This is a genomic window from Paraburkholderia sp. RL17-381-BIF-C, from assembly GCF_046026435.1.
In the GTDB taxonomy this organism is placed as follows: domain Bacteria; phylum Pseudomonadota; class Gammaproteobacteria; order Burkholderiales; family Burkholderiaceae; genus Paraburkholderia.
The window spans coordinates 1-22853 of record NZ_JARESX010000092.1 but is presented as its reverse complement, the minus strand read 5'-3'; the positions used below and the strand labels follow the sequence as shown (position 1 = coordinate 22853).

17 protein-coding genes are annotated in these 22853 nt (G+C 55.9%); 5 read left to right on the top strand and 12 right to left on the bottom strand.

Annotation, left to right across the window (positions count from 1 at the left end; all coding sequences use genetic code 11):
* From P0D70_RS32565 to P0D70_RS32530, 8 genes are all read right to left on the bottom strand, one after another.
* On the bottom strand, positions 1-444 hold a 444-nt coding region (locus P0D70_RS32565), incomplete at its 3' end, for a putative type VI secretion system effector (protein ID WP_408187522.1).
* Complete coding sequence (locus tag P0D70_RS32560; protein ID WP_408187521.1) at positions 441-3278, bottom strand: T6SS effector BTH_I2691 family protein; 2838 nt, start codon at positions 3276-3278, stop codon at positions 441-443. The genes P0D70_RS32565 and P0D70_RS32560, both read right to left, overlap by 4 nt.
* A 104-nt stretch (positions 3279-3382) precedes the next feature.
* Positions 3383-3634, bottom strand: coding sequence for a PAAR domain-containing protein (locus tag P0D70_RS32555; protein ID WP_408187520.1), 252 nt, complete (start codon positions 3632-3634; stop codon positions 3383-3385).
* A gap of 72 nt (positions 3635-3706) precedes the next feature.
* On the bottom strand, positions 3707-4441 hold the full coding sequence (locus P0D70_RS32550; protein ID WP_408187519.1) for a putative type VI secretion system effector: 735 nt from the start codon (positions 4439-4441) through the stop codon (positions 3707-3709).
* Positions 4442-4460: 19 nt separating this feature from the next.
* Positions 4461-5216 (bottom strand): putative type VI secretion system effector, encoded by a 756-nt coding sequence (locus P0D70_RS32545; RefSeq protein WP_408187518.1) that lies wholly within the window; start codon positions 5214-5216, stop codon positions 4461-4463.
* A complete protein-coding gene (locus tag P0D70_RS32540) occupies positions 5213-8095 on the bottom strand; it encodes a T6SS effector BTH_I2691 family protein (RefSeq protein ID WP_408187517.1) in 2883 nt (960 codons plus the stop codon). The genes P0D70_RS32545 and P0D70_RS32540 overlap by 4 nt, the downstream gene beginning before the upstream one ends.
* Positions 8096-8140: 45 nt before the next feature.
* Positions 8141-9148, bottom strand: a complete 1008-nt coding sequence (locus P0D70_RS32535; protein ID WP_408187516.1) for a DUF4123 domain-containing protein — start codon at positions 9146-9148, stop codon at positions 8141-8143.
* A 7-nt stretch (positions 9149-9155) separates the two neighbouring features.
* Entirely contained in the window at positions 9156-11714 is a 2559-nt protein-coding gene (locus tag P0D70_RS32530; RefSeq protein ID WP_408187515.1) for a type VI secretion system Vgr family protein, read from the bottom strand.
* Positions 11715-12675: 961 nt separating this feature from the next.
* Here P0D70_RS32530 and P0D70_RS32525 point away from each other — a divergent pair.
* The 3 genes from P0D70_RS32525 to P0D70_RS32515 all read left to right on the top strand — a co-directional run bounded on the left by P0D70_RS32525 (position 12676) and on the right by P0D70_RS32515 (position 14042).
* On the top strand, positions 12676-13275 hold the full coding sequence (locus tag P0D70_RS32525) for a protein-tyrosine phosphatase family protein (RefSeq protein WP_408187514.1): 600 nt from the start codon (positions 12676-12678) through the stop codon (positions 13273-13275).
* Between the two features lie 173 nt (positions 13276-13448).
* Positions 13449-13607, top strand: coding sequence for a PAAR domain-containing protein (locus P0D70_RS32520; protein WP_408187523.1), 159 nt, complete (start codon positions 13449-13451; stop codon positions 13605-13607).
* A gap of 78 nt (positions 13608-13685) precedes the next feature.
* Positions 13686-14042 (top strand): nucleotide pyrophosphohydrolase, encoded by a 357-nt coding sequence (locus P0D70_RS32515; RefSeq protein WP_408187513.1) that lies wholly within the window; start codon positions 13686-13688, stop codon positions 14040-14042.
* Positions 14043-14261: 219 nt separating this feature from the next.
* Here P0D70_RS32515 and P0D70_RS32510 read toward each other — a convergent pair whose 3' ends face one another.
* A complete protein-coding gene (locus tag P0D70_RS32510; protein WP_408187512.1) occupies positions 14262-15104 on the bottom strand; it encodes a contractile injection system protein, VgrG/Pvc8 family in 843 nt (280 codons plus the stop codon).
* A 15-nt stretch (positions 15105-15119) separates the two neighbouring features.
* Between P0D70_RS32510 and P0D70_RS32505 the strand changes: the two genes are divergently transcribed.
* Positions 15120-15299, top strand: coding sequence for a hypothetical protein (locus tag P0D70_RS32505; protein WP_408187511.1), 180 nt, complete (start codon positions 15120-15122; stop codon positions 15297-15299).
* 711 nt (positions 15300-16010) lie between these two features.
* Positions 16011-16253 (top strand): SymE family type I addiction module toxin, encoded by a 243-nt coding sequence (locus P0D70_RS32500; protein WP_408187510.1) that lies wholly within the window; start codon positions 16011-16013, stop codon positions 16251-16253.
* A 183-nt stretch (positions 16254-16436) separates the two neighbouring features.
* Here the strand turns inward: P0D70_RS32500 and P0D70_RS32495 are convergent, their stop codons facing one another.
* From P0D70_RS32495 to P0D70_RS32485, 3 genes are all read right to left on the bottom strand, one after another.
* A complete protein-coding gene (locus P0D70_RS32495; RefSeq protein ID WP_408187509.1) occupies positions 16437-18725 on the bottom strand; it encodes a DUF2357 domain-containing protein in 2289 nt (762 codons plus the stop codon).
* A 3-nt stretch (positions 18726-18728) separates the two neighbouring features.
* Positions 18729-21227: an McrB family protein gene (locus P0D70_RS32490; protein WP_408187508.1), complete on the bottom strand. Its 2499-nt coding sequence runs from the start codon at positions 21225-21227 to the stop codon at positions 18729-18731.
* Positions 21228-21775: 548 nt separating this feature from the next.
* The coding region (locus P0D70_RS32485) for a toprim domain-containing protein (protein ID WP_408187507.1) at positions 21776-22853 on the bottom strand (1078 nt) is incomplete at its 5' end.

The following is a 22853-nucleotide window of genomic DNA, read 5'->3' as shown; positions in this document are numbered from 1 at the left end:
CGGCAGACAAACTTTCAGCCACAGTTTCAGCGATGTCCTGTAGTGGGCATATCTGCCCCGACTGCAATGCGGATGCAATGCCACAATTTTGTCGCTGACCCGTCGTATGCCATATCCTTGCCAATGGTCTTCCCATTGCTCGGCGACAACTTCCACGTCGTCACCTTCATTGAAGACCGATTGCCAGACCCACGCTTTGACTGGCTTGCCATTCAGATTGAACTCTAATAGATCCGCTTCCTCGCTTGTATCCATTGCCATACTGCCTAAGCCGACAGCAATGCCACCCAAACCGGCGAGTCCCGCAGCGATCGCCGTTGCACCCATTCTTCCGCGATCCGACTTCGTGAAGAAAAAGTCCTGATTGCAACGTGTTTTACGCAAATTAACCATGCACCCGCGTAACAGTTGTGTGGGGGTTGACGATGTTGTTTCGATAGTCATTCAGAACCCTCGGTTGCCTCTAATCCAACGCCTTTCAGCGCCTTTTCAAATTCCTCGTGCTGTTTACCGACCGCCCAAGGTGGCGTGTTCGGTGCCTTGCCGAAGGTACATTTCTCAAACCAGGTCTGCAAATCGTTATCTGAGAAATACCAGATAAGGACTTGAATCACGGTAATTACCACGGCGACTTCCCAACCCGCCATAAAGAGCACAACTCGCCCTATCATGAGCAGTGCACCGCGCTCGCCGACGGTCACAACAACTTCTCCCGCTGCCGCGCCGACAGCGTCTCTGCCGATCGCATTTGCGGCGGCCGCTCGAGCAGCAGCCGTCGTGCCCTCTTCAGCGGCCGTTGCCAACTTCGCGGTTCTCGCCGCCGCTCCCAAAAGACCTGCATTGGCTTTGCCGAGCCACACTATGCCGCGGCCGGCGCTCATTCGGGCGATCATTGGTGCGCTTGACGTTAAAGCCGTCAAGAGGTTGGCAGTGGTGCTGAGAAACCCCAGGCCCGCCTTGATAAAGTAAAGCGTTGCGATGCAGAACCTGCCATCTCGACCGGTTTCTTCAACCTTTTTTGCGTCGAAAAACGCGCCAATTGCTGCGGATGCTCCGCCGAAATAACCCATAATTGACTTCAGATTGGCTATCGTTTGGGTGGCATCTTTCGCCATCGCGGCCATGGCTTTGCTCGAGGCTTGCAAACAGGCAGATGAAGCTGAAAAGCCGCTCGCCACCAGCATCGCATAGTCTTCCCCACTCTTATCGACTTTTGCCAGACTGGCACCAAAGCCGAACAACTCAATGATCGCCAACGTTCCGCCGATTCTGATCCCCGCGGCGGCCTCCGCACCCTCGCTGGTCAACTTGACTGCGTTCCACTTCGCCCGGAGCACGAGCCCCTTTTCATCTGACGCCAAGGCCTCAAGCGTTTGCGCATATGCTTCCGCAGCTTTCACGCCCTTTGCGCGCAATCCGCGGTAACCACTTTCCAGTTTGGCGCGCAACTTCGGTTCGACATTCGCCGATTCCTTGACTAGCCCAAGGGTGTCGGCCTCGCTAATCCCGACCCGCATCATAAGCGCACCGCGTATCAGGAATGCTCCCGCGCAATCGCTTACTTTACCCATCCCTGTCCACCTGAAAAGCGCATTGGCGATCGTAATGCTCAGGCGGTCGACTTGCAGTTTTTTTACGGCGCGCTCGGTAGCTGAGATCGCATACTCATGCTCCTTCACTTCGCCCATTTTTTCGCGAAATTCGACAAACGTTTTTAACTTCTCCAACGGCTTGGCGATCTTCTCGAGAATCTCTGCGGTCTCTTCTGCGTGCGTCGCCTTGTACGCCGTCGCCTTCGCAAGCAATTCCTTGATTTCCACCTTGGGTTGTTTCTGATTGAATGCAAAAGCTCGCCACACCAGACTCGTCGGTTGTGTGGGATCCATGTTATTCACCAAATCGGCCACGACCTGCGCGCCTTTCTCTTCGGAAGGCAGCCCATTGATCGCCTCGTTCACTACGCCCTCGAACGCGGTGCCATTAGGCACGTCGTTCTCATGGTAATCGTGAAGGGTAGCGAGCAACAGCGGTGCTTTCAGCCATGCGGCAACGTCCGCCGTACGATCAGCCTGTAGCTGGTTCACCGTAGCTTGCATAGAGTGGAATGCGCCGCGAAACTGCTGGAATCTGGATTTGTTAAGCTTCGCCAGGTATTTCGGCCACTCCGCCTCGCCGATCTCTTTAGCTTCAGCCGGACTGATCTTTCCCGCGTCCTCGATGTTCTTCTCCGAAGCTGCTTCCTGTTCGGGCGTCAGCATCGTCGGTATGCCATCCATCGCGCCGGGAGAATTGATCATCGCCTCCCAGCCTGCTTGACGAGCCGAACGCCAGCGGCTTTTTGAAGCAACTGCGCCGTTTTTTACCGCGACCTCCGCCGCTTCGATTGACTGCAACGCATCAATCTCTTTGGGCAATTCCTGTACATAGCGTGTCATCATGACGGCAGCGTCGTTGCGATAACCGTTCAGTTCGTGCACGTTACCGATGCCGTCCCAAAGTGCCAACAGCATTGGGGGATGATGCTTGCCCGCTTTGGTTTCACCAACGCCATTCATCAGCCTCACAAGCGCGGCGCTCGCTGAAGCCGGTGTCGCCTGGCGTATATGCAACGGATAGCGCGTCGCTTCGTGTTTCAACACGTCCGCGTTAACACTACCGTTTGGGTTGCTGACTTTTTGTTTTGGCAATTGCAACAACTTGGGATCGAAACCTGGCATGTACTCGACGACGGCATCGATGCTCTGCTCGGTCGCAACCGCAGCGTGTTCATCTTTTGCGCCTGTGATCCATTTCGCCGGTTCGATGCGTTGCATGCGCTGCACGCGAAGTGCTGCGTCGCCCGCATACAGTTTGAAGATGTCCTTGTGCCACGGGTACTCAGAGAAGGCGATATAAACGTCGCCACACTTTTCCGGACGTTCAATCGCGATAATGTCCATTGGCACGGCGATGCTCTTCTGAGCGCAGGCGGGATGAATCGCCGGAGCAGTCATAAGTGGCAGGGGCTGCTTCCACAAGCGTCCATCCTCGGTTACCGTATAGGCTTCCCAGTAGTTGCTGCCACGCGCGCCCTTCGCATAGAAAAGGTAGAGCCACCCTTCGCGCAATGTGCGCAGACCGTAGTGATGCGCCGTCAGAGAGACATCAGTTACACCTTTACCGCTAATGCCGGCCGGCAGTTTCGCCCCCACGGTCTGCGGTAGTACGGTGTAACGCACCGGAAGGATCGGCAAACCTGTCTTCTCGCAGTTAGCGCATTTTTGTTCGGTCGTTGCCATGATGATTTTTCGTGTTCGAGTATTGGACGCAAGGGTCAGGGTCTTTCGCGCCACCGCTACTCAATGGTTACGCTGTGCTTCGCGTGATCTTGGGCTCGCCGCATTCAGACCAAGCTTGAGATCAACTTGCATCCACAAGTCGCCTGGTCACCATGTCGCGCGATCGGGACACCGTTGTCCGTCATCGACTGGTCTCCCTCAACGATGACGTTGGGTTTCACATCCTCGTGCTTCGGACAGGAAACTTCGTCTCCCTTGCGAGCAACAAAGCGGCCATCGAAAGACATGGTCTGCGATGCGGTGATCACTTTGCCGCCATGATCGGTATCGTCATCGAGACGAATGAGATTCATCATGAAGTCGTCTCCTTCTCTACCGTGAAACATTGCCAAACCTTATTGGTGTCCATCGCGTGCTCTACGAATGATTTACTTGTAACGGAAGTAATAGCGGCCGTAATTCGCGAGGGTATTGGTTCCGCGGTGCTCGCATGAAGTCTTGCGAAGGTTGATGTTTTCCACGTCTGGCCAGCCATAGGTTTTAAAAATGGCTTCGGCAAGCCGAACGAAGCCCATCATTTTTTTGGTGACACGGTAAAAAATAACTAAAAAGACGACAAGGGTTGCAGCCATCGCGACGCCCATGAACGCGGCAAACGAAAGAAAGTTATCGCCGAAGTCTCCCGGCCTGTGCATCGCAAACACGCCGATTGCGTTGACGAGCACGAAAGCCCAGAACATGATTTTTTCCATGCTGCGATAGTGCTGCTTGCGGCCCGCGGTAGCATGCGGATAGACGGAAACGATGTCGTCTCCGTCTCGCTTGACCGAATAGACGACGTATCGGTTTTCTCCCACCTTCTCGGCTACGAGTTCTACAACGTCGCCATTGCGCATCGGCAAGAGCCAAAGCCAGCCTTGCATCTGCATTCCGTCCAGTTCGAACTCGACCCAGTCGGCTTCCTCGTCTGCGTCGGATGCCATATTCACGAGTCCAATACCAGTTGCGCCCAAACCTATTGCGGCCGCACCCATGGCGGTTGCGCCGACCGCATTTTGCTGGAATCGAGTGAGCACAAAATCATGAGTGCGCCGGGAGCGCTGCAGGTTGGCGATCGTGCCCCGCAGCAGTATCGGTTGCAAGTGAAATTTGGGTTCTTGCATAGCCTCGCGTAAGCCGTCCTTACGCCTGTGAACCAACATTTAGCTTGTATCGGAAGTAGTGGCGCCCATAGTTCGACAGAGTATTAGTTCCACGGTGTTCGCGTGAGGTCTTTCGCAGGTCGATATTCTGAACGTCTGGCCAACCATAGGTTCTAAAAACTGCCTCAGCTAAACGAACGAAGCCCATCAACCTCAGGGAGACCCGATAAAAAATGATGCCAAATACGATAAATCCGCCGACACCGATCGTGGCCATGGAAACCGTATAGGCATAGAGATCGCTTGAAAATGCACCCTTAAAGTACGTCCCGATGACAAAAATTGCGTAAAGGACAAAAAAAGTCCACAGCATGATCTTCGTCATGTTTCGGTAGTGCGCCTTTCTGCCTGAGGTGGCATGCGGATACATTGCCACGATATCGTCGCCATCGCGCTTAACCGAATAGACGATGTAGCGATCGTCTGCCACCTTCTCTGCGACGACTTCGACTTCATCTCCGTTGCGCATTGGCAATAGCCATAGCCAACCCTGCATTTTCTTGCCGTCGAGTTCAAACTCCACCCAATCAGCTTCTTCGTCCGAGTTGGACGCCATACTGACGAGTCCCATGCCTGCCGCACCCATGCCCATCGCTGCCGCACCCACGGCGGTAGCGCCAACCTGTCGTTGCTGCACCTGTGTCAATACGAAGTCGTGACTACGGCGTGAACGCTCGAGCTTCGCAATGGTGCCGCGTAGCAGGACAGTGGAGATTTGTTGTTCCTTGTTCTTCATGAGACCTTGGCCATGGCATCGGTAAAATCTTTGTCCTGCTCAGAATTCTTTGTGTAGAGCGGAACGCTGTGATCGGTCACGCGATAAAAGGTTTCCTGCCCAGTTCCGAAAGCGCACCGCGAACACCACGCCTCCAACTCATCCGGTGTGAGCCAGTCAGCTAGCGCCTGCAGCAAGATCAAACCGATTGTTGCTTCCCAACCAGCTAACATACCAATCGCGCGCAACCCTGCAATCACGGCAATTCGTTCGGATACCGTTTCAACTGCTGCGATCACTGCTTCTGTGCCATAACGCGACGCGATTTTCTTGAGTAACGGAGCTGATGTGCTGATGGCATCCAGGAGAATTGCCGTGCCTGACAGGCCACCCGCAAGCGTCTTGATACCCAACACTCCAACCACGTCAAATTGGTGTTTCACAATGGCCGTATCTACGTTTTCCGAATCCAGCCATGCTGAGACAAATGTACCAAAGCTGCTCAGACCTCCCCCCACCAGCTTCCAAGTCAGAGATCGCGTCGAATTTTTCAACACCGCGTAGTAAGGCGTCATGCTGATAGTAACGAGTGACGAGCATAGCGACGCGCCCGATTGCATCAGTTTGAGCTTGCTGTCCTTGTCTTGTGCTCCCGCGATGAGATGAACGAAATTAACCGCTTCCAGTAATCCGCTGACAACGGCTATACGTCCCATAAGAAGCGGTTTTCTGCTTTCGTCAGTGAGCTTGATCTTGTCCCAGGCTTTGTACAACTCTTTGGTCGCGTTAGGCGCCCCTTCAGGAGCCGGGCTGCGCAAAGCCGCGCGCGCCGCCAACAGACGCTTGATTGTGTCGAGGCGGCTTATTTTCTCGAGCTCAGCCTGTTTGCGAACCAGCGCGATGGCGTCTTCATAAGGCACGCCAGCGCGCTGCAACAGAATCGATTGTATAAATTTCTCACCGACAAAATCACCAATCTGGTTGACTCTGAACTTGGCGAAGATCGCATCACCGACGCTCATACCGAACTGATCCGCGCCGAGGCGTTGGAATAACGCTGCGAGCGGCGTGATTTTCTTGGGGTCGGTTTCCAGCGCCGTTTGGGCAAGGCTTTTATAGTAGCCAACCAGCTTCTTGGTGGAAGCCGCAATCGACGCGAACGTTTCGAAGCCTGTTTCGAGCGGTGTACCCTTGTGCGCTTGCGCGGCCTTCAGCGCCTGGCCGAGTTCCTGGCGGGCGTCCATCTGATTCATGGCCACGACACGCCAGATCAGGCTGCCGGGTTGCGTCGGATCCCATTGGGTCAGCAAACCATCCACAACCGTCCTACCTTTTGGGGTGGACGCCAGACCGATCACAGCGTCGGAAACAACGGCCTCAAAAACCAAGGCGTCATGTGTGTCGCCGGGATGGCAGTCTTCGAGCGCGGCTAACAGCAGTGGTGCGTTGACCCACTTCCCTACGTCGTCGCTCCGAATCTCCTGCAGTTGATAAACCGTCGATTGCAAGCCTTCATAGTTCTTCCTGAAGGCCTCGATGTTGTTCCGCTTAAGGCGCGCTTCGTATACTGACCACGCACGTGTCGTGCTGTCCTTCACGTTACGGTCATGGAATCCGGGGCGTGCCTGGGCATAAGCACGCGCCTTGTTCATGACATCGTCGCGATATGCTCCGGTATAAGGCACAGTCGAGCTGGCACTTCCCGCGCTGCTCATCCGTCCCGTCTGAATCAACTGCGTCTGATAACTGCCCGGTATATTGTTGGCAGCCATCCAGTTCATGTCATCGTAATAGGCGTTGATTTGGGTTGCCCGCGCCGCGTCCGCGCCGGCTAGCGCTCGCGCGCGTTGCGCGGCCAGCGCAGACTGCGCTTCCGGTCGGCCGAGCGGCGTCATTTCATGCGCTTGCCTCGCCATGCTCTCCTGATTGTTGAGCGCTTGCTCCTGGCGAGACTGAACGATCTTGTGCGCAGCGTCGATATTGTGCATCGCCGTGACCTGCAGCGCGCGCTCGGTGACGTACTGGTCGAACCACGATGCCGGATCGTTGCGGAATCCGTTCAATTCGTGCACGTTGCCGATACCGTCCCACAAGGCCAGCAGCATTGGAGGCTGATGCTTGCCGCCTTCCGTCTCGCCGACGCTGTTCATCAGTTCAACGAGGGAACCGCTCGCGGACGCAGGGGTAGCCTGACGGACGTGCAGAGGGTATCGCGTCGCTTCCTTCCTCACCCAATCCGCTTTGTAACTGCCGCTCTCATCGCTCAATGCTGCATTTTTCGGTTCCAACAATCGCTGCGGTTCGAGTAGTTTAGGATCCAGGCCGGGCATGTACTCGACGACATCGTCGATACTCGCCTCCGTCGCAACCACGGCATGTCCGTTTTCGTCTTTGCTGCCCTTGATCCATCTCGCCGGCTCGATCCACTGCATCCGCTTATTTCGCAGCGTCTCGTTGTCTGCGTACTGCTTGAAGATATCGCTATGCCAGGTGATTTCCGAAAACGCGATATAGACGCGCCCCGTACATTTCTCCGGCTGCTCGATCGCAATCAGGTCCATCGGGACGGCAATGCTTTTTTGCGCGCAAGCGGGGTGCGTAGTCGGGGTAGTCGTGAGTGGCAACGTTTGCTTCCACAGGCGACCATCCTGCGTGACCTTATAAGCCTCCCAGTAGTTACTGCCGCGCGCGCCGTTGACGTAAAACAGGTATAGCCAGCCTTCACGCAGCGTGCGCAAGCCGTAGTGATGCTCATGTAACTCGATATTCGTGACGCCTGTGCCGCTAATACCGCCCGGCAGCTTGGCAGCAACGGTTTTTGGGAGCACGGTATAGCGCACGGGCAAGATAGGCAAGCCAGTCTTTTTGCAATTGGCGCAGTGTTGTTCGGTCGGATCCATACACTCTTTTCGTACTCTGACGGCCCGCAAATGGGTCTAGGTCGATTACCGTGCCGCTGACGAAAGCGACTTTTCGTTAACCCAATTACCGCGCTGGATTTCTTCTATGTCGTCCGGAGACAGTTCGCTGACAGCCGCCGTATAAAAGTCGTCCGGCTCCCTTTGTTGCAATGCCTGTGTCACTTTCGGATATCGATCGAACAGCGGATGCCAAGCCAGCGCGTGACCGATGAACGCGATGATGTCATCGCGGTCGTTTAAGCCATATTGCTCCGCGCGGGCGGCGCTAGCGACTGCGGCCTCGACCTCTTGCGGATCGGGCTGCCGCTCCATGACCTGCATATGCAGGCCAAGCGCCCGATTGACCAGTCCGTGACGATGAGTTGCCTGCCACTGGGCATCGGTTAGAGTCAGATCGGCTAGTAATGTATCCGTACTCGTGTAAATGCAGGACTTGCCGCACGCATCCAATGCATGCCATGCGCTCACCGGTCCTAGTAGCGCTTGTCGCTGGCCGGGCGACAACATCGGCCAAAGCAAACTAAGAGCGCGCGAGTCGTAAAAGCGCAATGCGCACTGGCGCCCCCGGCTATCCGTCTGCAATATTTGTTGCGACCAGTGAGCGGCGACAACATCCGCCGAGCCGTTGCTGGCCAGCCAGCCGCCGACACGCTGTCCAAGGCCTTGGGCCACGGAGTCCGGATGCCGGTCTTCGAATGCAAGGTGTACGCTTTCCGCCAGCAATTCCAAGCCGTCCGGCGTTGAGAGATTGAGTTCGACGAGGTAGGGGCGGTGTTCGTCAGGAAACGCCTCGTGCGCGATCGTTACGATCGCGTGCGGTTGTTCGGAGACGGGGATCTTTTGTTGCAGACTCTTCGGGAAACCGAGTCGACTTGGATCTATCGCAACCAGACAATGCATATCAGGACGTCGGCTGAAGTATGCCCTCAGCACGCCGACTGTCTGGTCGACGGGTGAAATTTCAGCCGCTTGCTCGTTCATATTGGCTGCAACACGCGGCGCATTCGCATTGCGATAGTTCAACGATTCCATGGTCGCCTCAATCCAGGATAACGCTGGACGCACTGTCCGCCGATGCCGCCGCGGTCTTCCACGAACAACCCTTTACAACGCTAGTGAGGGGCGAAGGAATTCGCATCGATGCTGGGCCGGGTTTGTCCCATGTCGCGCATTTTTCGAGGATCTTGCCCGTTGTCCCGTTCTCGATCCCGTCGGGCGTGATCTTGATATACGATCCGCCTGCGCCGATCCAGACCTCCTTGTCGGCCGACAGCACGAGCTTGCCTTCGCTGCTGGTGATCGTGAAATCCTTGAGCGCGGCAAGCGTCATCTCATCGCTTAGCGCCTTGATTTCGACTTTGCCCTTGGCCGCGAACAACTTCATTCCGGCGTTCTGCACGAAGAGGCTGATTTTCTCCGATACGCTAGCGAGCAAAGATTTGCCCGTCGCGATGTGAGTACTTTGCCCGCTTACGATGTTCACATGCTGATTAGCCGTAATCTGCGTCGAGTCCTGCGTCGACAGGCCCAAACCCGCGGGACTCGCCACCAGCATGATCGGTGTCGAGAAGCCGTTAGCGTTGCCTGTGCCACCGCCCGCCGTGTGGCCACCGGATCCGCTGCTGCCGGACGTGCTGTATTGGGTAGCATCGGTGAACTTCTTCAGTGCGTTCTGACCGTCCTCGAGACTTTCCGCCTGATTCGCGCTACTTGCCTCCGATAGCATCTCGACCACGCTTTCCGCGCTGACCAGTTGCTTGTTCGCCTGGCTCACATCAAGCGGCTGGTTGACCGTGGCCGAATAGGTCGACACGTACAAGCCTTGACCCGCACGGATTGCGCCGTAGGCATCCGATTTCAGATCGAAGCCGTTACCGAGAAACGCACCACGGTTGTTATCCGTGTGCTGCACGAGATAACCGAGGTGCAATTGCGAATTCGCGCTGCTGCTGTAGAGTTGCACACGGTTCTGGCCCGTGGCATCGTCCATCACCATCTGGTTGTAACCGGTGCCGCCGTACTCTTTCGAGCGGTAGCCAGACAGCAAACCGTTGGAATGCCATTGCGGCTTCGTCGCGCCGTTATAGAGCCGCGATATGACAACCGGCCTGTCGCAATCACCGCCGACGTAATCGATGAGCACCTCTTCACCGACTCGCGGCATGTGAACGCCGCCGTAGCCGTTCCCGGTATCCGCCTGTGCCGCCCGCACCCAACATGAAGCCTGTTCGTCACCGCTGTTCAGGCGGTCCCAGATGAACTGCACCTTGATGCGGTTCAGCTCGTCGGTATAGACCTCTTCACCGCTTGGCCCGACGACGATCGCCGACTCGAGATGCGTCTGCGGCTTCCGGTGTTCGAATGGACTGCGATACGGGACCGTCGTGCGCTGAGCTTCTATCTCCACGCGATAAAACCCTTCCGAGCCATCTGCGTGCGGCACCTTGAATGTGCTCACACCCGTGTGGCTGTCGCGCACCTGCAACAATGTCGCTTGCAAGCTGTTCGGAAAACCCGCCGCCGGGCCGCCGATCGGCAAGTTGTTTTCGATTACCCACGAGGTCTCGATCGCGGCGAACTCTTTCTGGTCAGCCGCGTCTCGATCGTGATCCGGATGGCCGCTCAGTGTAAAGCGCAGTCCGGCGTCGATTCCTCGCAATCCCCCCTCGCCATGGAAGCGCTTTGCGCGCGATTCCCATTCTTCCATCCGGAATTTGGACAGCTGGTCGCCACGATCCTGTTTCGGATAGGTGTACGCGCCCGTGTATTCATACACTTCGGCCTGATCTGGCAGCGAGCCCTGGTTGGGCATGGTCGGCACGTTTGTGCCTTTCGGGTTGAACTGGGTTGAGGGACTTTTGTAGTCGAACGTGCGCGTGGTGAGCGTTGTACTCTGCAACGTGCGCGTGCCCGACCACTGCGTCAGCGCGTCAGTCTCGCTGCTGGTCCCCGCCCGGTAGAACTTGACCGCTTCCGGAGACATGGCTTTCGTGGTCGCCAACCGGTCCGTGATTACGAGCGTATGCGATTTGCCGTCCTGCGCCTGTTGCCAGAGACCAAACAGACCTTCCGACTCCAGCAGGCGGTGCACGAAGTTCCAGTCGTCTTCATCCTGACGGCAGTATGAACGGGACGGCAGCGGCTGCGACAAGGCAAACTGAAACATCCCTTGCGCTTGCGGATGCGCATTGAATACGTCCGTCACGATTTCATCTGCGCTCTTGTCCTGCCAGATGCGCTGGTCGCGGCGGAACTTCAGGAAGTACATCCACGACGCGAAGCCCAATTGATAGCTCGTGAGCCCACTATCCGATCCGAGACGCCGTGCGGTATGCACATAGCCGTTGTGCGGCAGATAGGACTTGTCGGCCTGCTGGATCCACAGTGTGACTGGCTGTGCGGTCAGGGCTTTGAGCTCGACGTTGCTCGACGTGGATACCACGTCGACGGTAAATTCGAAGTGACGGCCAATACGCGAGCGGCCGACCGCACGCTGCGGCACCAGTGCGTTTGTCCCCAGCGGCGTGTCGAGTTTAAGCAGGCGGTCTTGCTGAATTAATCCGCCCGTGATGGCGCTTATCCCGTCTTGCGTGCTCATCGCGAATCCTTTCGTTTTTCGCTTTCTTATGGATGGAAGGCTAGTCTGACTATTGCGGTCGGTCTAATAAAGACCGACAGGGAAATCTGAATCTTTTCCGGATGCAATTCCAATCTGTTGAATGCATCAATTGCAGCTTGTCAAATCCGTGCCAAACGCCGATCCCCACCGGTTTCGAATGGGATATGCAAATGGCATCGCACGACGATGCGCGCGAAGCTGGCAGCATTATCCGCGATAATACAAAAGGTAAGACGAAAGCGGCAATCCAAACTAGGAAATCAATTGTTAAACCGGTAGTTATTGCGGGGCGATAGTCAGCGCACTTGTTGATAAGAAATTTTTACTCGACATGTCGGGTGGGCGGGCAAGCACGATTGCTGTCGATGTCCCTGTCGCGACCGTGTCACCATAAATTGCGGAGAGTAGCGGCAGGGCGGGGCAGGGCCGAGTGCTGTAATGAATTTTGATTGAGCGGTGCATTTGTTCAGATATCAATGCCCCACGTAGGCGATTAATTTTTCAACCGACCGCAGAAAGAATCAGCAAATTTGTGGTTGTCCTTTTGTCCGCACTGTCTATTGGTCGGTCTCCGGCGGCTGACGCCGTACCGCTGCACTATCTCGGTATGCGGCACATCGAGAAGAACGAAAGTTATGTCAACGTGCGTAGAAAAGATGCTTATATCTGGGTGGGCCCAATATCACGCAAAGGACGCACTCTAATGCGCTCCAACGGATGGTCACTGTGCGGGGCGGCCGGAGATGCAAGCCTGCTCAGATGTAGGCGAAGGGCAGTGCGTATGGTTATCGCAGAAGAACGAGATCGTCGTGGTAGTCGATACGATTTACGGCGCAGACAACGGCGTCTTTGTTGAGGTGTCGCGTTACCGGAAGCATTGATGAATTGCTGAGACTATGCGAGCGATGTCGCTCTCTTTATATCATTAATAGGGAAAATTATGCGAAGGATCGCAGTATCAGTTTTTGTCGCTTTGATTTGTAATTTTGCGAATGCCCAACAAGCCCCGATCGTTGGCGTGTGGGAGCAACTTCCTGTTGCCGGTGCTAACGGCGGAGCCAATGCGGCGCGCCACAATATTGTTTTCGTCGATCAAAAAATTGCCGACGATACGATGTTCAGCGGGTTGGTGGATGCCGGCACAAAGAACAGCGTGCTTTGTTGCGTGAAAGTCAGCAGGAATTCGTCTATCACGCTGGCGGAGTTGCTGAAAAAATATCAGTGGGATGACGACATCGCGGATCACCTCAAGAAGATCACCGGCTGGAAATATATCTACGAAGCGAGCCTTGTCGATAAGTCAGCGCAAAATCCGAAGATGCGCAAATTGGTGAAAGACTTGAGCATGCCCCCTGCTCTGTCGCCGTATTCTGCCGCTATTGTTTCGGGAAAAATCGCAGGCGAAGAGGTTGATAGGAAATTTTCGACTAGCGGCGTGGCAATCTCCTTTTCCACGTTGGAGAACAAGAACGTCATGCAGTACAAGTTTTCTGTCGATGGCGAGCCGGTGAAACTGACGGAAGGGATGTTTGCCGATTGATTGATGAAGCCGATTCAGCGCGCGAGAACGGTAGTCGATGACATCGGATATCGACTCAACTGATGGGGAGCGTCATGCCGGGCGTCATAAGGGTCGGTGACCGTACCAGTTCGAATGGCGAAGTGCTGGGTGGATAGGCGAACTGTTTTTTCACGAGGTAGCCCGTCGCGAGAATCGGGAACCCTGTGTCCTGTCCCAAACACGGGGATAACCACATTGCCCATGCCACGTCGAAAGCTCGCGACAAAGGCTTGGAAGTCGCGCAACACGGCGATGCATGTGAGTCTGGTTGCACGCTAATTTCTTCTCTGCCTACGGGTGGGCTTAGGTAAGCGCGGTAGACTGGGTTCACCGTCCCATTGGCGTTGCTCAGCCGTCTGGGGAAGCCACCACCCCGAAGAGACTTTGAAATGCAAAGTGACCTTGCTAGCTTGCGCGACCTCGTTCGTCAGTTCGCGGATGAACGCGACTGGGACAAATTTCACACGCCAAAGAATCTAGCGACAGCTCTAAGCGTCGAGGCGAGTGAGCTACTGGAGCCGTTTCAGTGGCTGACCACCGGGCACAAGAGCGAACTGGACAACGGCAAGCAAACCGCCATTCGTCACGAAATGGCGGACGTATTGCTCTACCTCGTCCGCCTAGCAGACAAGCTTGATGTCGACCTCTATCAAGCCTGTTTGGAAAAAATGGATATCAATGGGGTCAAGTATCCCGCCGAAAAAGTCCGTGGCGATTCGCGAAAGTATTCCGATTACCAAGACTAAGAACTTTCGCGTGCCGGATTGACGCAAACAGGGCGTCATACTCGAATTCCAACTGTCGACAAACCCGAAGCGTATCGACTGCTTGCCATGCGCCTTCATCAAAGATGAAACGCCGACAGCCGTAGCGATCGGACTGAAGCAATGGCACGCATGCGAGGAGCCGGCGGGGACAGCGAAATCTCGACATTCATCAATGGTTGGGCGCGCCTAAGTTCTCGACTATGCTGGGGTGGCATCGACGATCACCGACGCGCTCTTGTAGTCCCAGTTCGCGCGCTGCACGTTGCCCGGCACGAGCTGACGCGAGGCCGACCACAGCGTGATCGAATCGCGCGCTTCGGTGACCGCGTCGCGGTGATAGCGCGCCGTGCCGGCCGACGGCTGCGGCAGTTTCATCGGGCGCTCCAAGCACCAGCGTGCGCACCGGCGATTCACCGGCGCCGTCGGCCGATGGCGCGGCGCCCCGCTTGCTCGCCGCCGTGAACCACGCAGCCACACGCGACGGCACAGCCGCCGGATGAAATCCGCGTCCGACTCGTGAAACTGCAACAGCGTCTCGCGCACCGGATACTTCGCGCGATCCAGCGACGACAGGTCGAAGTCGAACGCGCGCGCGGGACTTTTTTTCTGCCATTCGCCCAGCAGCTTCTCGATCACATCGGGCACACTCAGCGTGCGGAAGATGCGCGTATTGGTCCGCCCCTCCAGCACCGATAACGCATCGCGCATGGTCAACTGGTAGGTCGCCAGCGACCCGTCCGACTGGCCCGCGCGCGCGTCGGTGACGATCGCGCAGATCGGGTGCAAGGCGCCACGGTCGGTGACCATCTGCACTGACATCGGCAAGCCGATGAACGCATTGAGCGGCAAGTCCGCACGCGTCGACAGACATGTCACGTGACCTACGATGCCTGAGCATAGGCCCTCGCTGATGTCGATGCGATGCGCGATCAGCACCTGCTCGAGGCTCGACTGGGCTGAGCCCCAGTGCAGGCGGAAGGCGCGGTTGCTTTGCGTCAGGGACGGGGAGGCGAAGGCGCGGAGCAGGTCGGAGGGGTTCACGGTGGTCTCTTTTGGGTGGCGCTTAAGCAGTGCGGTTTTGTTTGGCTCGTTGGTCGTTTTGGCGGTTTTGTTTTTACGTTTGGGATTGCGCTATTTCTTGCTCGGTTTTATTTTCCGATTCGGGTGGAAGATTTTTCCTGTGATGTGTTTGCATTGGCGCGCCAGGAATACGCAATTAATGGCGACGGCGGATAGATTCGGCATGCGAGCTTCATCGATAACGCGGCTCGGACTAGCCGTGTATTCAATGGGCTTAGCGCTCCACGTGCACTGTGCAGCGGGCCGCAGAGGTTTGACAGACGCTCATCCCGCGACAGTCCGCCGTTGAAGCCATTGATTATGTGATGCATACCCATACCGACTCTTCTGGTTTGCTTTGATTTTCACGGGCCCCGGCGTAACCGCGCGATTTTACAAAACATTGACGCGATTAAGCAAATCGATTTATTGGAGAATGTTAAATGCTTCTTATATTGGCACTCTAATATGCATTGTGCATTGTTGGTGGGTTCTATTCAGGCACGTGTGGCTGTTCTAAGTAGAAAGGAGAGAAGATGCGGGACTTCGATCGGGCTTCAACAGCCCGATCTTAAACAACGCCCGTCAGGGCTAATCCGTCTCAAATTCCGTGGCGTAGCGCGTGCCAAATTTTGTTGCTCCCCAAGCGTTGGACGCTGTTGCACAACCTCTGACAATGCGAGAAAATACATCGGATGCCTAACAACATAGCGGATTATCACAGCACGTTGTGCTTATAAAGCATCACTGAATGATTGAGAAGAGGACGCGAAAGCACCGAGAGCCAAGCACAAGGAGAACGAGGAAGGAGATGAAGCGCGGGACGCATGGGCTGCCACCCACACGACCCGCTGACCACAACAACCCTACTAACGATAGGAGTTGATCATGGCTGACGCCAATCATAAAGCAGTTGCGCCTGTTACCGAACGCGTCTTGACCATTTCGTCACAAAGACGCCCGCGGCCGATGAAAACCTACGCGCCGGCTCATATCGAGTTCTTTCCGGATTTGCCACCTGCGCCTTGGATTCGGCTATCTGGGCGGTGGTTGGAGGCGGCAGGGTTTGAGATTAGCGGGAGGATTCGGGTAGAAGTGGAGAAAGGCAGGCTGACTATTACGCCCGCGTGAGATAAGAAAACTTGAGATTCGAATGAGCTCACAGCATGATCGCGATTTCTACGTCTGAAGTTGCGTAGTTGCTCGTCACTAATTGACGGCTCTCACCGCGCGCTGAGTTCTCGTGCAACTTACAGCTATGCAGGACCATTTTCCCGATGACGGCAAAATGGTCCTTACCATCCTGATAACGCATTACTCCGCGGTGCGAGTGAGTGAGCGAACCTTGCTCCATATGGCGCAAGCTGGTTCGCCATAGACCAGCCCAAGCCCACGGACATACACGTCAATCGAGGAAGACGAGAGGCCAACAATCCACTGTGCTTGCTGCAGCCACTGTAGCTGCACGCACCAGTAATCCCCATTCGGATTCGGATAGCCCATTGCAGCCATGCTGGTTGTCGAAACCCTTTCCGCATCAGAAACAATACGCGCGAGCTCGATCTCGTCCGTCGACGGGCAGTAGAGGAGCAACAGTTGGCTCTGCAGAAGTGCCGCACCGGCATGAACACCGCCGCGCCTTCCCTCGGCTCTCACGTTATATGCCTTACGTGCCCTAATCCAATTCCAGTGCTCACGGTTCTTCACGAATCCCAAGAGCACGCTTGTATCTGGCAGCGGTGGTGCGAGCACTCGAGTTAGCCGGTCTTGCTTTTGCTGACCATAAGCATCCTCCAGCCAGTGCCGGCCGCGCTCATGCATAGTGAGGCGGGTTGCCACGTGATCCAGCACTTCGCTGATGAATTGCCTTAGCGCCGACACACCGCACGCGTTCCCGGTGTCGGTTGGGCGCAACACGAAGGCCCCTAGCCCGGGTAAGAGTTCGTGGTATTCCGGATACCGGCGACCAACCTCTTCGGCGTCGCCACCGGGATAGAGCACGTAAGCGCCCGCCGTCCGACGGATCGCATCACGGTAGGCATGCATCTTGAGCAAGTCTGTCCGCAAGGCACCGCCGCGCTCCAAACCTGCGGGCGCCTGCAGGGACCCGGCTCCCTCTTCCTCGTCATCCAAGCCGAAGACTTCTTTGACGAATTCGACTCGATACTTGGCATCGAAATGAACAGCGATTGGTTCGAAGGTTGCTGGCTCTCCTTCGCCTGGACTGATCAGCAATGAGTAGTCCGGACGCATTGGCTTGGTCCATGAGGAATTATTTGCCGTGCCGCGCCGATATGTTCGGTTAAAGCAGAGCTCTACCTTCATGCGCCGATCAAAGCGTTCTACGACCCCGGATAGAACGGTCTCCACTCCCGTACGGATGCCGACTGTAAGACCACTCGACCGCGACTGCACCAGTGGGCTCATATCGAACGTTTGGCCAACCAGCGATGCCACCAACTGCGAAAGCTGAATGAATGCCCAATACTCATAGAGCGTTGCAACATCGCGCTGCCCCGCGCCATAGTCCTCAGGTGTTGACTGCCAGGAGAGACGGGCCGCAAACTCAGTCTCCACGTAGGCTCTGAAAATGTCTCGATAGCCTTCGCGTTTTTGGAGGACTTGATCGTCTGCGGGAAATCGTGAGAGCGAGCCAACTTCAGTAAACAGTTCTTGATGAAGTAACTCTTCCAACTGCGACGTCACGGCGGCGATTTCTCTGCGCCCCCGTGTCGTGACGAGCGTGGCCGGCGTCTCAGCAAGACCTTGATCAATATCGCCCAGCATCTGGCGCCAAGACTCCAAGGCAAACTTAACGAAACGATTGGGCGCGGTATCGCGAGTTGCCTCAGTCCGCATACGCGCTAGGCGAGACGGGACAGATGCGATAGGCCCGCCCGGCCAAGCCGATCGCGGTCCGCTCCTCGCAAACTGCCGGAGTACTTGCGAGTCCGCCCGCACCCCCGCGCCGGGTCGCACAATTTCGCTTGTGCTTTCCCACCCAGTGTGTGGGTGGCGGATGATCTCGCGAAGCGCGCCTTGGAACCTTTCGCTTTCAAACAAAGCACGCAGGAATGTGAAGCGCTGATAGAGGGTAACTGCATCGCGTGTGTCATCGAGGTCAAAGCGCGCTTCGCTGACCGCGAACCGATCCATCACCAACTCCGTCATCTGTTCCGCGATGTCGCGCAGCATCCAACGGTATTCGGATGGGTATGAGAGCTTGCGGGATCGAACCTCAAGCTCCAACTCACCAAGGGTGTGGTTGCCAGCGCGTAAGACAACGCGTATGGTGCCTGTTGCCAATCTAGGACGCAGACGACCGGTCTTTCCCTCAAAGGTATCTGCTTGGAAGATCTCTTCGGGATCGGCAATCAGACTGTCGATGTCTTTTTGAATATCTTCCCAAGCATATCGATACTCCATGCCTTCCAACAGCTCGACACTGCTCGATAAGTCACTCGATACCGATTTACTACCGGGAGACCAAAGGGTCGCGCCGGAAGACGCACCCTTCCGCGGCAACACCGCGATGCGCAGCCGTGCGACGACCTTCCCAGCCGGGCCGTGAAGAGGAACGGAAGCTTCTGAAACGGCACGCACGAATTATTCCGTAAAGCTGGCGAACTGATTGGCACGCAAGCTTCGAAGCATTCGAATCGTCTTGGCGTAGGCAGCAGGGAGAGCCGCACCCAGCTCCGGCGCCTCCTCCACCATTGCCGTTGGCAGCAATTCGTCGCTCGCGACTGCGTCGGGTAGGTCTCGGGACAACTGCGCAAGCGCCAGCAGAGGCAGCTCCAAACGTCGGCGCGAACCATGCAATCTCGGCAATATCTTCTGCATGACAATTCGGTCCATGATCGCCCCAAGCCCTCCAATGCCCGCCTCTTCCGAGAGCGAAGCAAATCGCATTGCCTCATAGAACAATCGGTGCCCAAACTCGAGGTTGTATCGGCTCAGCAGTTCATGCAGCTGTCGCAGACGGACGGAGAGCTCGCCGGCCAACGCGTTTGGATGCTCTCGATGCCAGCCATCGTCTTTAGCGATGCTCAGGAGCCCTCTCACCAGTTCCTGATCTCCGGGTTCACACGGCCGAGGCTTAGCGACTTCGATCGACAGATCGCTCGCATGCACGCGAAACTCGAAAGTGTTAGCACGATCAAGTACTTTCGGCGAAAACATATATGTCGTCTCGTCGACATTGACCGTACCGACAATCCATAGGTTTCTCGGGAAGGGGACTCTTGGCTCCGCGCCAACACGCTGTCGCCAACAGCCATCTGCGCCCTTATGCAGGTTCGGGATGCATGGTTGACCGGACTCCATGCCCGACAGTACGTCTGCGAAATAGCGCTCAACGTGCGCCAAGTTCATTTCGTCGAGCAACAGCAAATAGGGATGCTGTGGGTCAGCAATGGCTTTCAAGATAAATTCCAGCGGAGCGGGAACCGCCCACGCGGGTCGCCCGTCGAGCTCTCGCTTGAGCGCATCTTCGTAGCCGAACAGTACCTCTGCGCCTGTCCAGTCCGGACGCACGGCCGCGACGTGTAGCCGATCCCTTCCCAGCCATTCGCCGAAACGTATAGCAATTTGTGTTTTACCAGAGCCGGACAAACCAGTAAGGATGACTAGCGGCTTAGCAACCAGACTAGCTACGAAGGCTGAAACAAGTTCTTCATGCTGAACTCCGAATTGCACGCCACTGGCGCGCAGAGCAGTGCCGAACGACTCGACCGCTTCGCGAAGATCGGCTCGGATAGGTAGAGGCATGTGGGCCTGTTGAACCTCATCCGTTTCCAACTGTGGATTCTCATCATCGGCGCTGAGCGCTCGATTGTAGATGTCGATAGCATCGTCCAAATCTTGTTGCAGCTCCGCTATGGGAAGAGGCTGCGTGACGTCGTAGGCGGCCCGAACGAAGGAAGATCCATAGCGCTCCGGCGTCCGACCATATCGCCCCTTGAACCAATCCCTTACGGTCTCTACTCCACCAAGCTCGCCCCAAGTCAGACGTGGTGTCTCCTCGTCGCTTACCCCATAACAAAGTACGAGTTGCTGCTGCTCTCTGAAGAACAATATTGAAGGGTAAATGCCGTCGGTGACTGACTGTTCTCCCCCGAGAAAGGCAATCCACGGAGTCCGAGCAATGCCGCCCTTGCCAAAGCTTAATCGAACCCTGAGGCCGCGATACTCTTTGAGATAACCTTGGGTTTGAAGCTCCGTTCCATTGTTGGCTTGCTTCAGGAAACGGTCTAGCAGTTCTGGAATACCTCCGACGGGGTCATCTTTCGCACCGACCTCAAAACCCAAACGTCGCAGTAGACGAAAAGCCGAGGACGCTTCGCCTCCGGAAAATGTGGCGCGATCTAGTGGTTCACCCGTGGCATATTTGACTGCCAGCGACACAACTAACTTGGGCGGATAGCGCTTGCCTTCGAAGAAGAGATCGTAGCCCGTAGACTCTGCATCCTCCGGCACGCCTTCTTGATCGATTTCACTCAATGCTTGCCGGATGTGCTCATCCGTTAGGCTCTCCGTTGCAGCAGCGAACGTTTCACTACGCCATTCGCCTTTTAACGGAGGCACGTAGTAATCCAGTTGTGTCGTCCCTCGCTCAACTTCGAGCCGTTTCCGGATAGCATGCAGCTCCCGATCGAGTTGGATCGCATCCATCCTATTAACTTCGCGCCGCTCGCGCTTCGAGTAGTGCCGAACGATGGTCTTGCGGTCGTTCTTCCCGAAGATGCGCTCAAAGTCGTCCGGAAACAATAAGAAGAGGAGCATGTGACGAAACTGCCTTGCTTCCCAATCCGGAATTTGGCGCAGCCATTCGTCGAACTTCCAACCGTCTTCCATTAGCGCATGTTGCTCATCGGGGCTTAGCTCACGGAAGCGGCGAAGGAAGTTGATGAGGAAGACGAGCTCACGCCACTGATTCTGATTGAAGCCCGGACCGGCACTGCCAACGCCCGCTAGAACATCATCATCCAGCCAACGCGAGTCCGTTGGCGATGGTTCGTCCGACCATGCCCAGATGGTTTGGACGGTATTCCGCTTATGGGCTGCGGTCAGGCTGCTTGGGCATAGGTATAGCAGCCACATCATCTCCGCTACCAGTTGCTTAGCCGCGTCTTCAACGGGCGCGAGCTGCTGTTTCAGCTTCTCTAGGTACTTACCGTCGCCGAGGTCCGGTCTTCTGACGAACTACTTGTCGAGCAGTTCCAGTGCCGATGACGTCCAAAGATGCTTGCTTGTGAGGACGGAACCGCTGCCTAGTAGCGCTGCGTCGCGCCAATGCGCGGCCGCCTCTAGGATCGATTTCGAATCGTCGTCGCCGCAGTACCTGCTCATATCATGCTCTCAGATTATTAGACCCGCCGACGCAGACGGGCGACAGTTGCCACAGTCGCGACGGCAAGCGGGAGAATACTTTAATATGATATCGGCGGAATGAACTCGATGGCGGCTCTAGTGCGTAATCTCCGGTGCGGGGGTAAATGAACCGGCAAAAAACTTTCGACAGAAATATCTGAGCATGCCCTTGGGATGCCGCGGGACGTGGACACGTCAGAACCATAAAAAAACCCGTAAGTTTCTTAACTTACGGGTCCTGTGTTCTTACTTCATGCGCTTATCTCAGCAGAGGGAGGTCCTCAAACATCAATATTCCCCGCCCTCAACGCATTCGACTCAATAAACGCTCTCCGAGGCTCCACGTCATCCCCCATGAGCGTAGTAAAAATGCCATCAGCCGCAATAGCATCCTCAATCTGCACCCGAAGAAGACGACGCACCGTCGGATCCATTGTAGTCTCCCAAAGCTGCCCAGGATTCATCTCGCCCAGGCCTTTGTAGCGTTGCTTCGAAATATTCCGCTCAGCATCAGCCAACAACCACTTCATAGCGGACTTAAAGTCAGTAACCGCCATACTCCGCTCACCACGCTTAATGACAGCGCCAACCCCAATCAACCCCTTAAACGTATTAGCGGTATTGATCAGCTGCTGATAGTCAGCAGTAAGTTGAAAATCCTGATCCAACACAGAGATCTTCTGATTCCCGTGATGAGTCCGAGCAACCCGCAACGAGCGCAATTCACGCACAGGGTCATACATCGTCGTAACCTTAACCTCAGGCTTCAACGGATCATCCCTTAGCTTCGCTTCCAGAGCCTTAGCCGACGCATCAGCCGCTTCCTCGCTGGACAGATCGATCGCAATCCCATCCATCACAGCCTCAAGCGCCCCAGCGTCATACAACCGGCTCAACCGGTTAACAACAGCCTGCGCCAGCAAATAAGCCCGAGCCAACTCCCCCAACGCATCGCCAGTAATCGGCGTAGCCCCTTCAGAAGCCAACAACTCCGACCCCTGCAGCGCCAGCTTCAGAATGTGAGCATTAACCTCAGCCTCATCCTTCAAATACCGTTCGTCCTTACCCGCCTTGATCTTGAACAGCGGCGGCTGCGCGATATAGATATACCCACGCTCGATCATCTCCGGCATCTGCCGATAGAAGAACGTCAGCAACAGCGTCCGAATGTGCGCACCGTCAACGTCAGCATCGGTCATGATGATGATGCGGTGATAACGCAGCTTATCGAGGTTGTAGTCTTCCTTACCAATCCCGCAGCCCAGCGCGGTGATCAGCGTAACAATCTGCTCCGAAGAAAGCAGCTTGTCATACCTTGCCTTCTCCACATTAAGCACCTTGCCGCGCAGCGGCAAAATA

What these genes read in the sequence shown, in the direction of transcription:
- P0D70_RS32550 (WP_408187519.1), bottom strand. Translation starts at nt 4,441, where the DNA reads ATGCAAGAACCCAAATTTCACTTGCAACCGATACTGCTGCGGGGCACG.
- P0D70_RS32515 (WP_408187513.1), top strand. Translation starts at nt 13,686, where the DNA reads ATGCAAAGTGACCTTGCTAGCTTGCGCGACCTCGTTCGTCAGTTCGCG.
- P0D70_RS32535 (WP_408187516.1), bottom strand. Translation starts at nt 9,148, where the DNA reads ATGGAATCGTTGAACTATCGCAATGCGAATGCGCCGCGTGTTGCAGCC.
- P0D70_RS32490 (WP_408187508.1), bottom strand. Translation starts at nt 21,227, where the DNA reads ATGATGTGGCTGCTATACCTATGCCCAAGCAGCCTGACCGCAGCCCAT.
- P0D70_RS32530 (WP_408187515.1), bottom strand. Translation starts at nt 11,714, where the DNA reads ATGAGCACGCAAGACGGGATAAGCGCCATCACGGGCGGATTAATTCAG.
- P0D70_RS32560 (WP_408187521.1), bottom strand. Translation starts at nt 3,278, where the DNA reads ATGGCAACGACCGAACAAAAATGCGCTAACTGCGAGAAGACAGGTTTG.
- P0D70_RS32545 (WP_408187518.1), bottom strand. Translation starts at nt 5,216, where the DNA reads ATGAAGAACAAGGAACAACAAATCTCCACTGTCCTGCTACGCGGCACC.
- P0D70_RS32525 (WP_408187514.1), top strand. Translation starts at nt 12,676, where the DNA reads ATGCGAAGGATCGCAGTATCAGTTTTTGTCGCTTTGATTTGTAATTTT.
- P0D70_RS32500 (WP_408187510.1), top strand. Translation starts at nt 16,011, where the DNA reads ATGGCTGACGCCAATCATAAAGCAGTTGCGCCTGTTACCGAACGCGTC.
- P0D70_RS32540 (WP_408187517.1), bottom strand. Translation starts at nt 8,095, where the DNA reads ATGGATCCGACCGAACAACACTGCGCCAATTGCAAAAAGACTGGCTTG.
- P0D70_RS32555 (WP_408187520.1), bottom strand. Translation starts at nt 3,634, where the DNA reads ATGATGAATCTCATTCGTCTCGATGACGATACCGATCATGGCGGCAAA.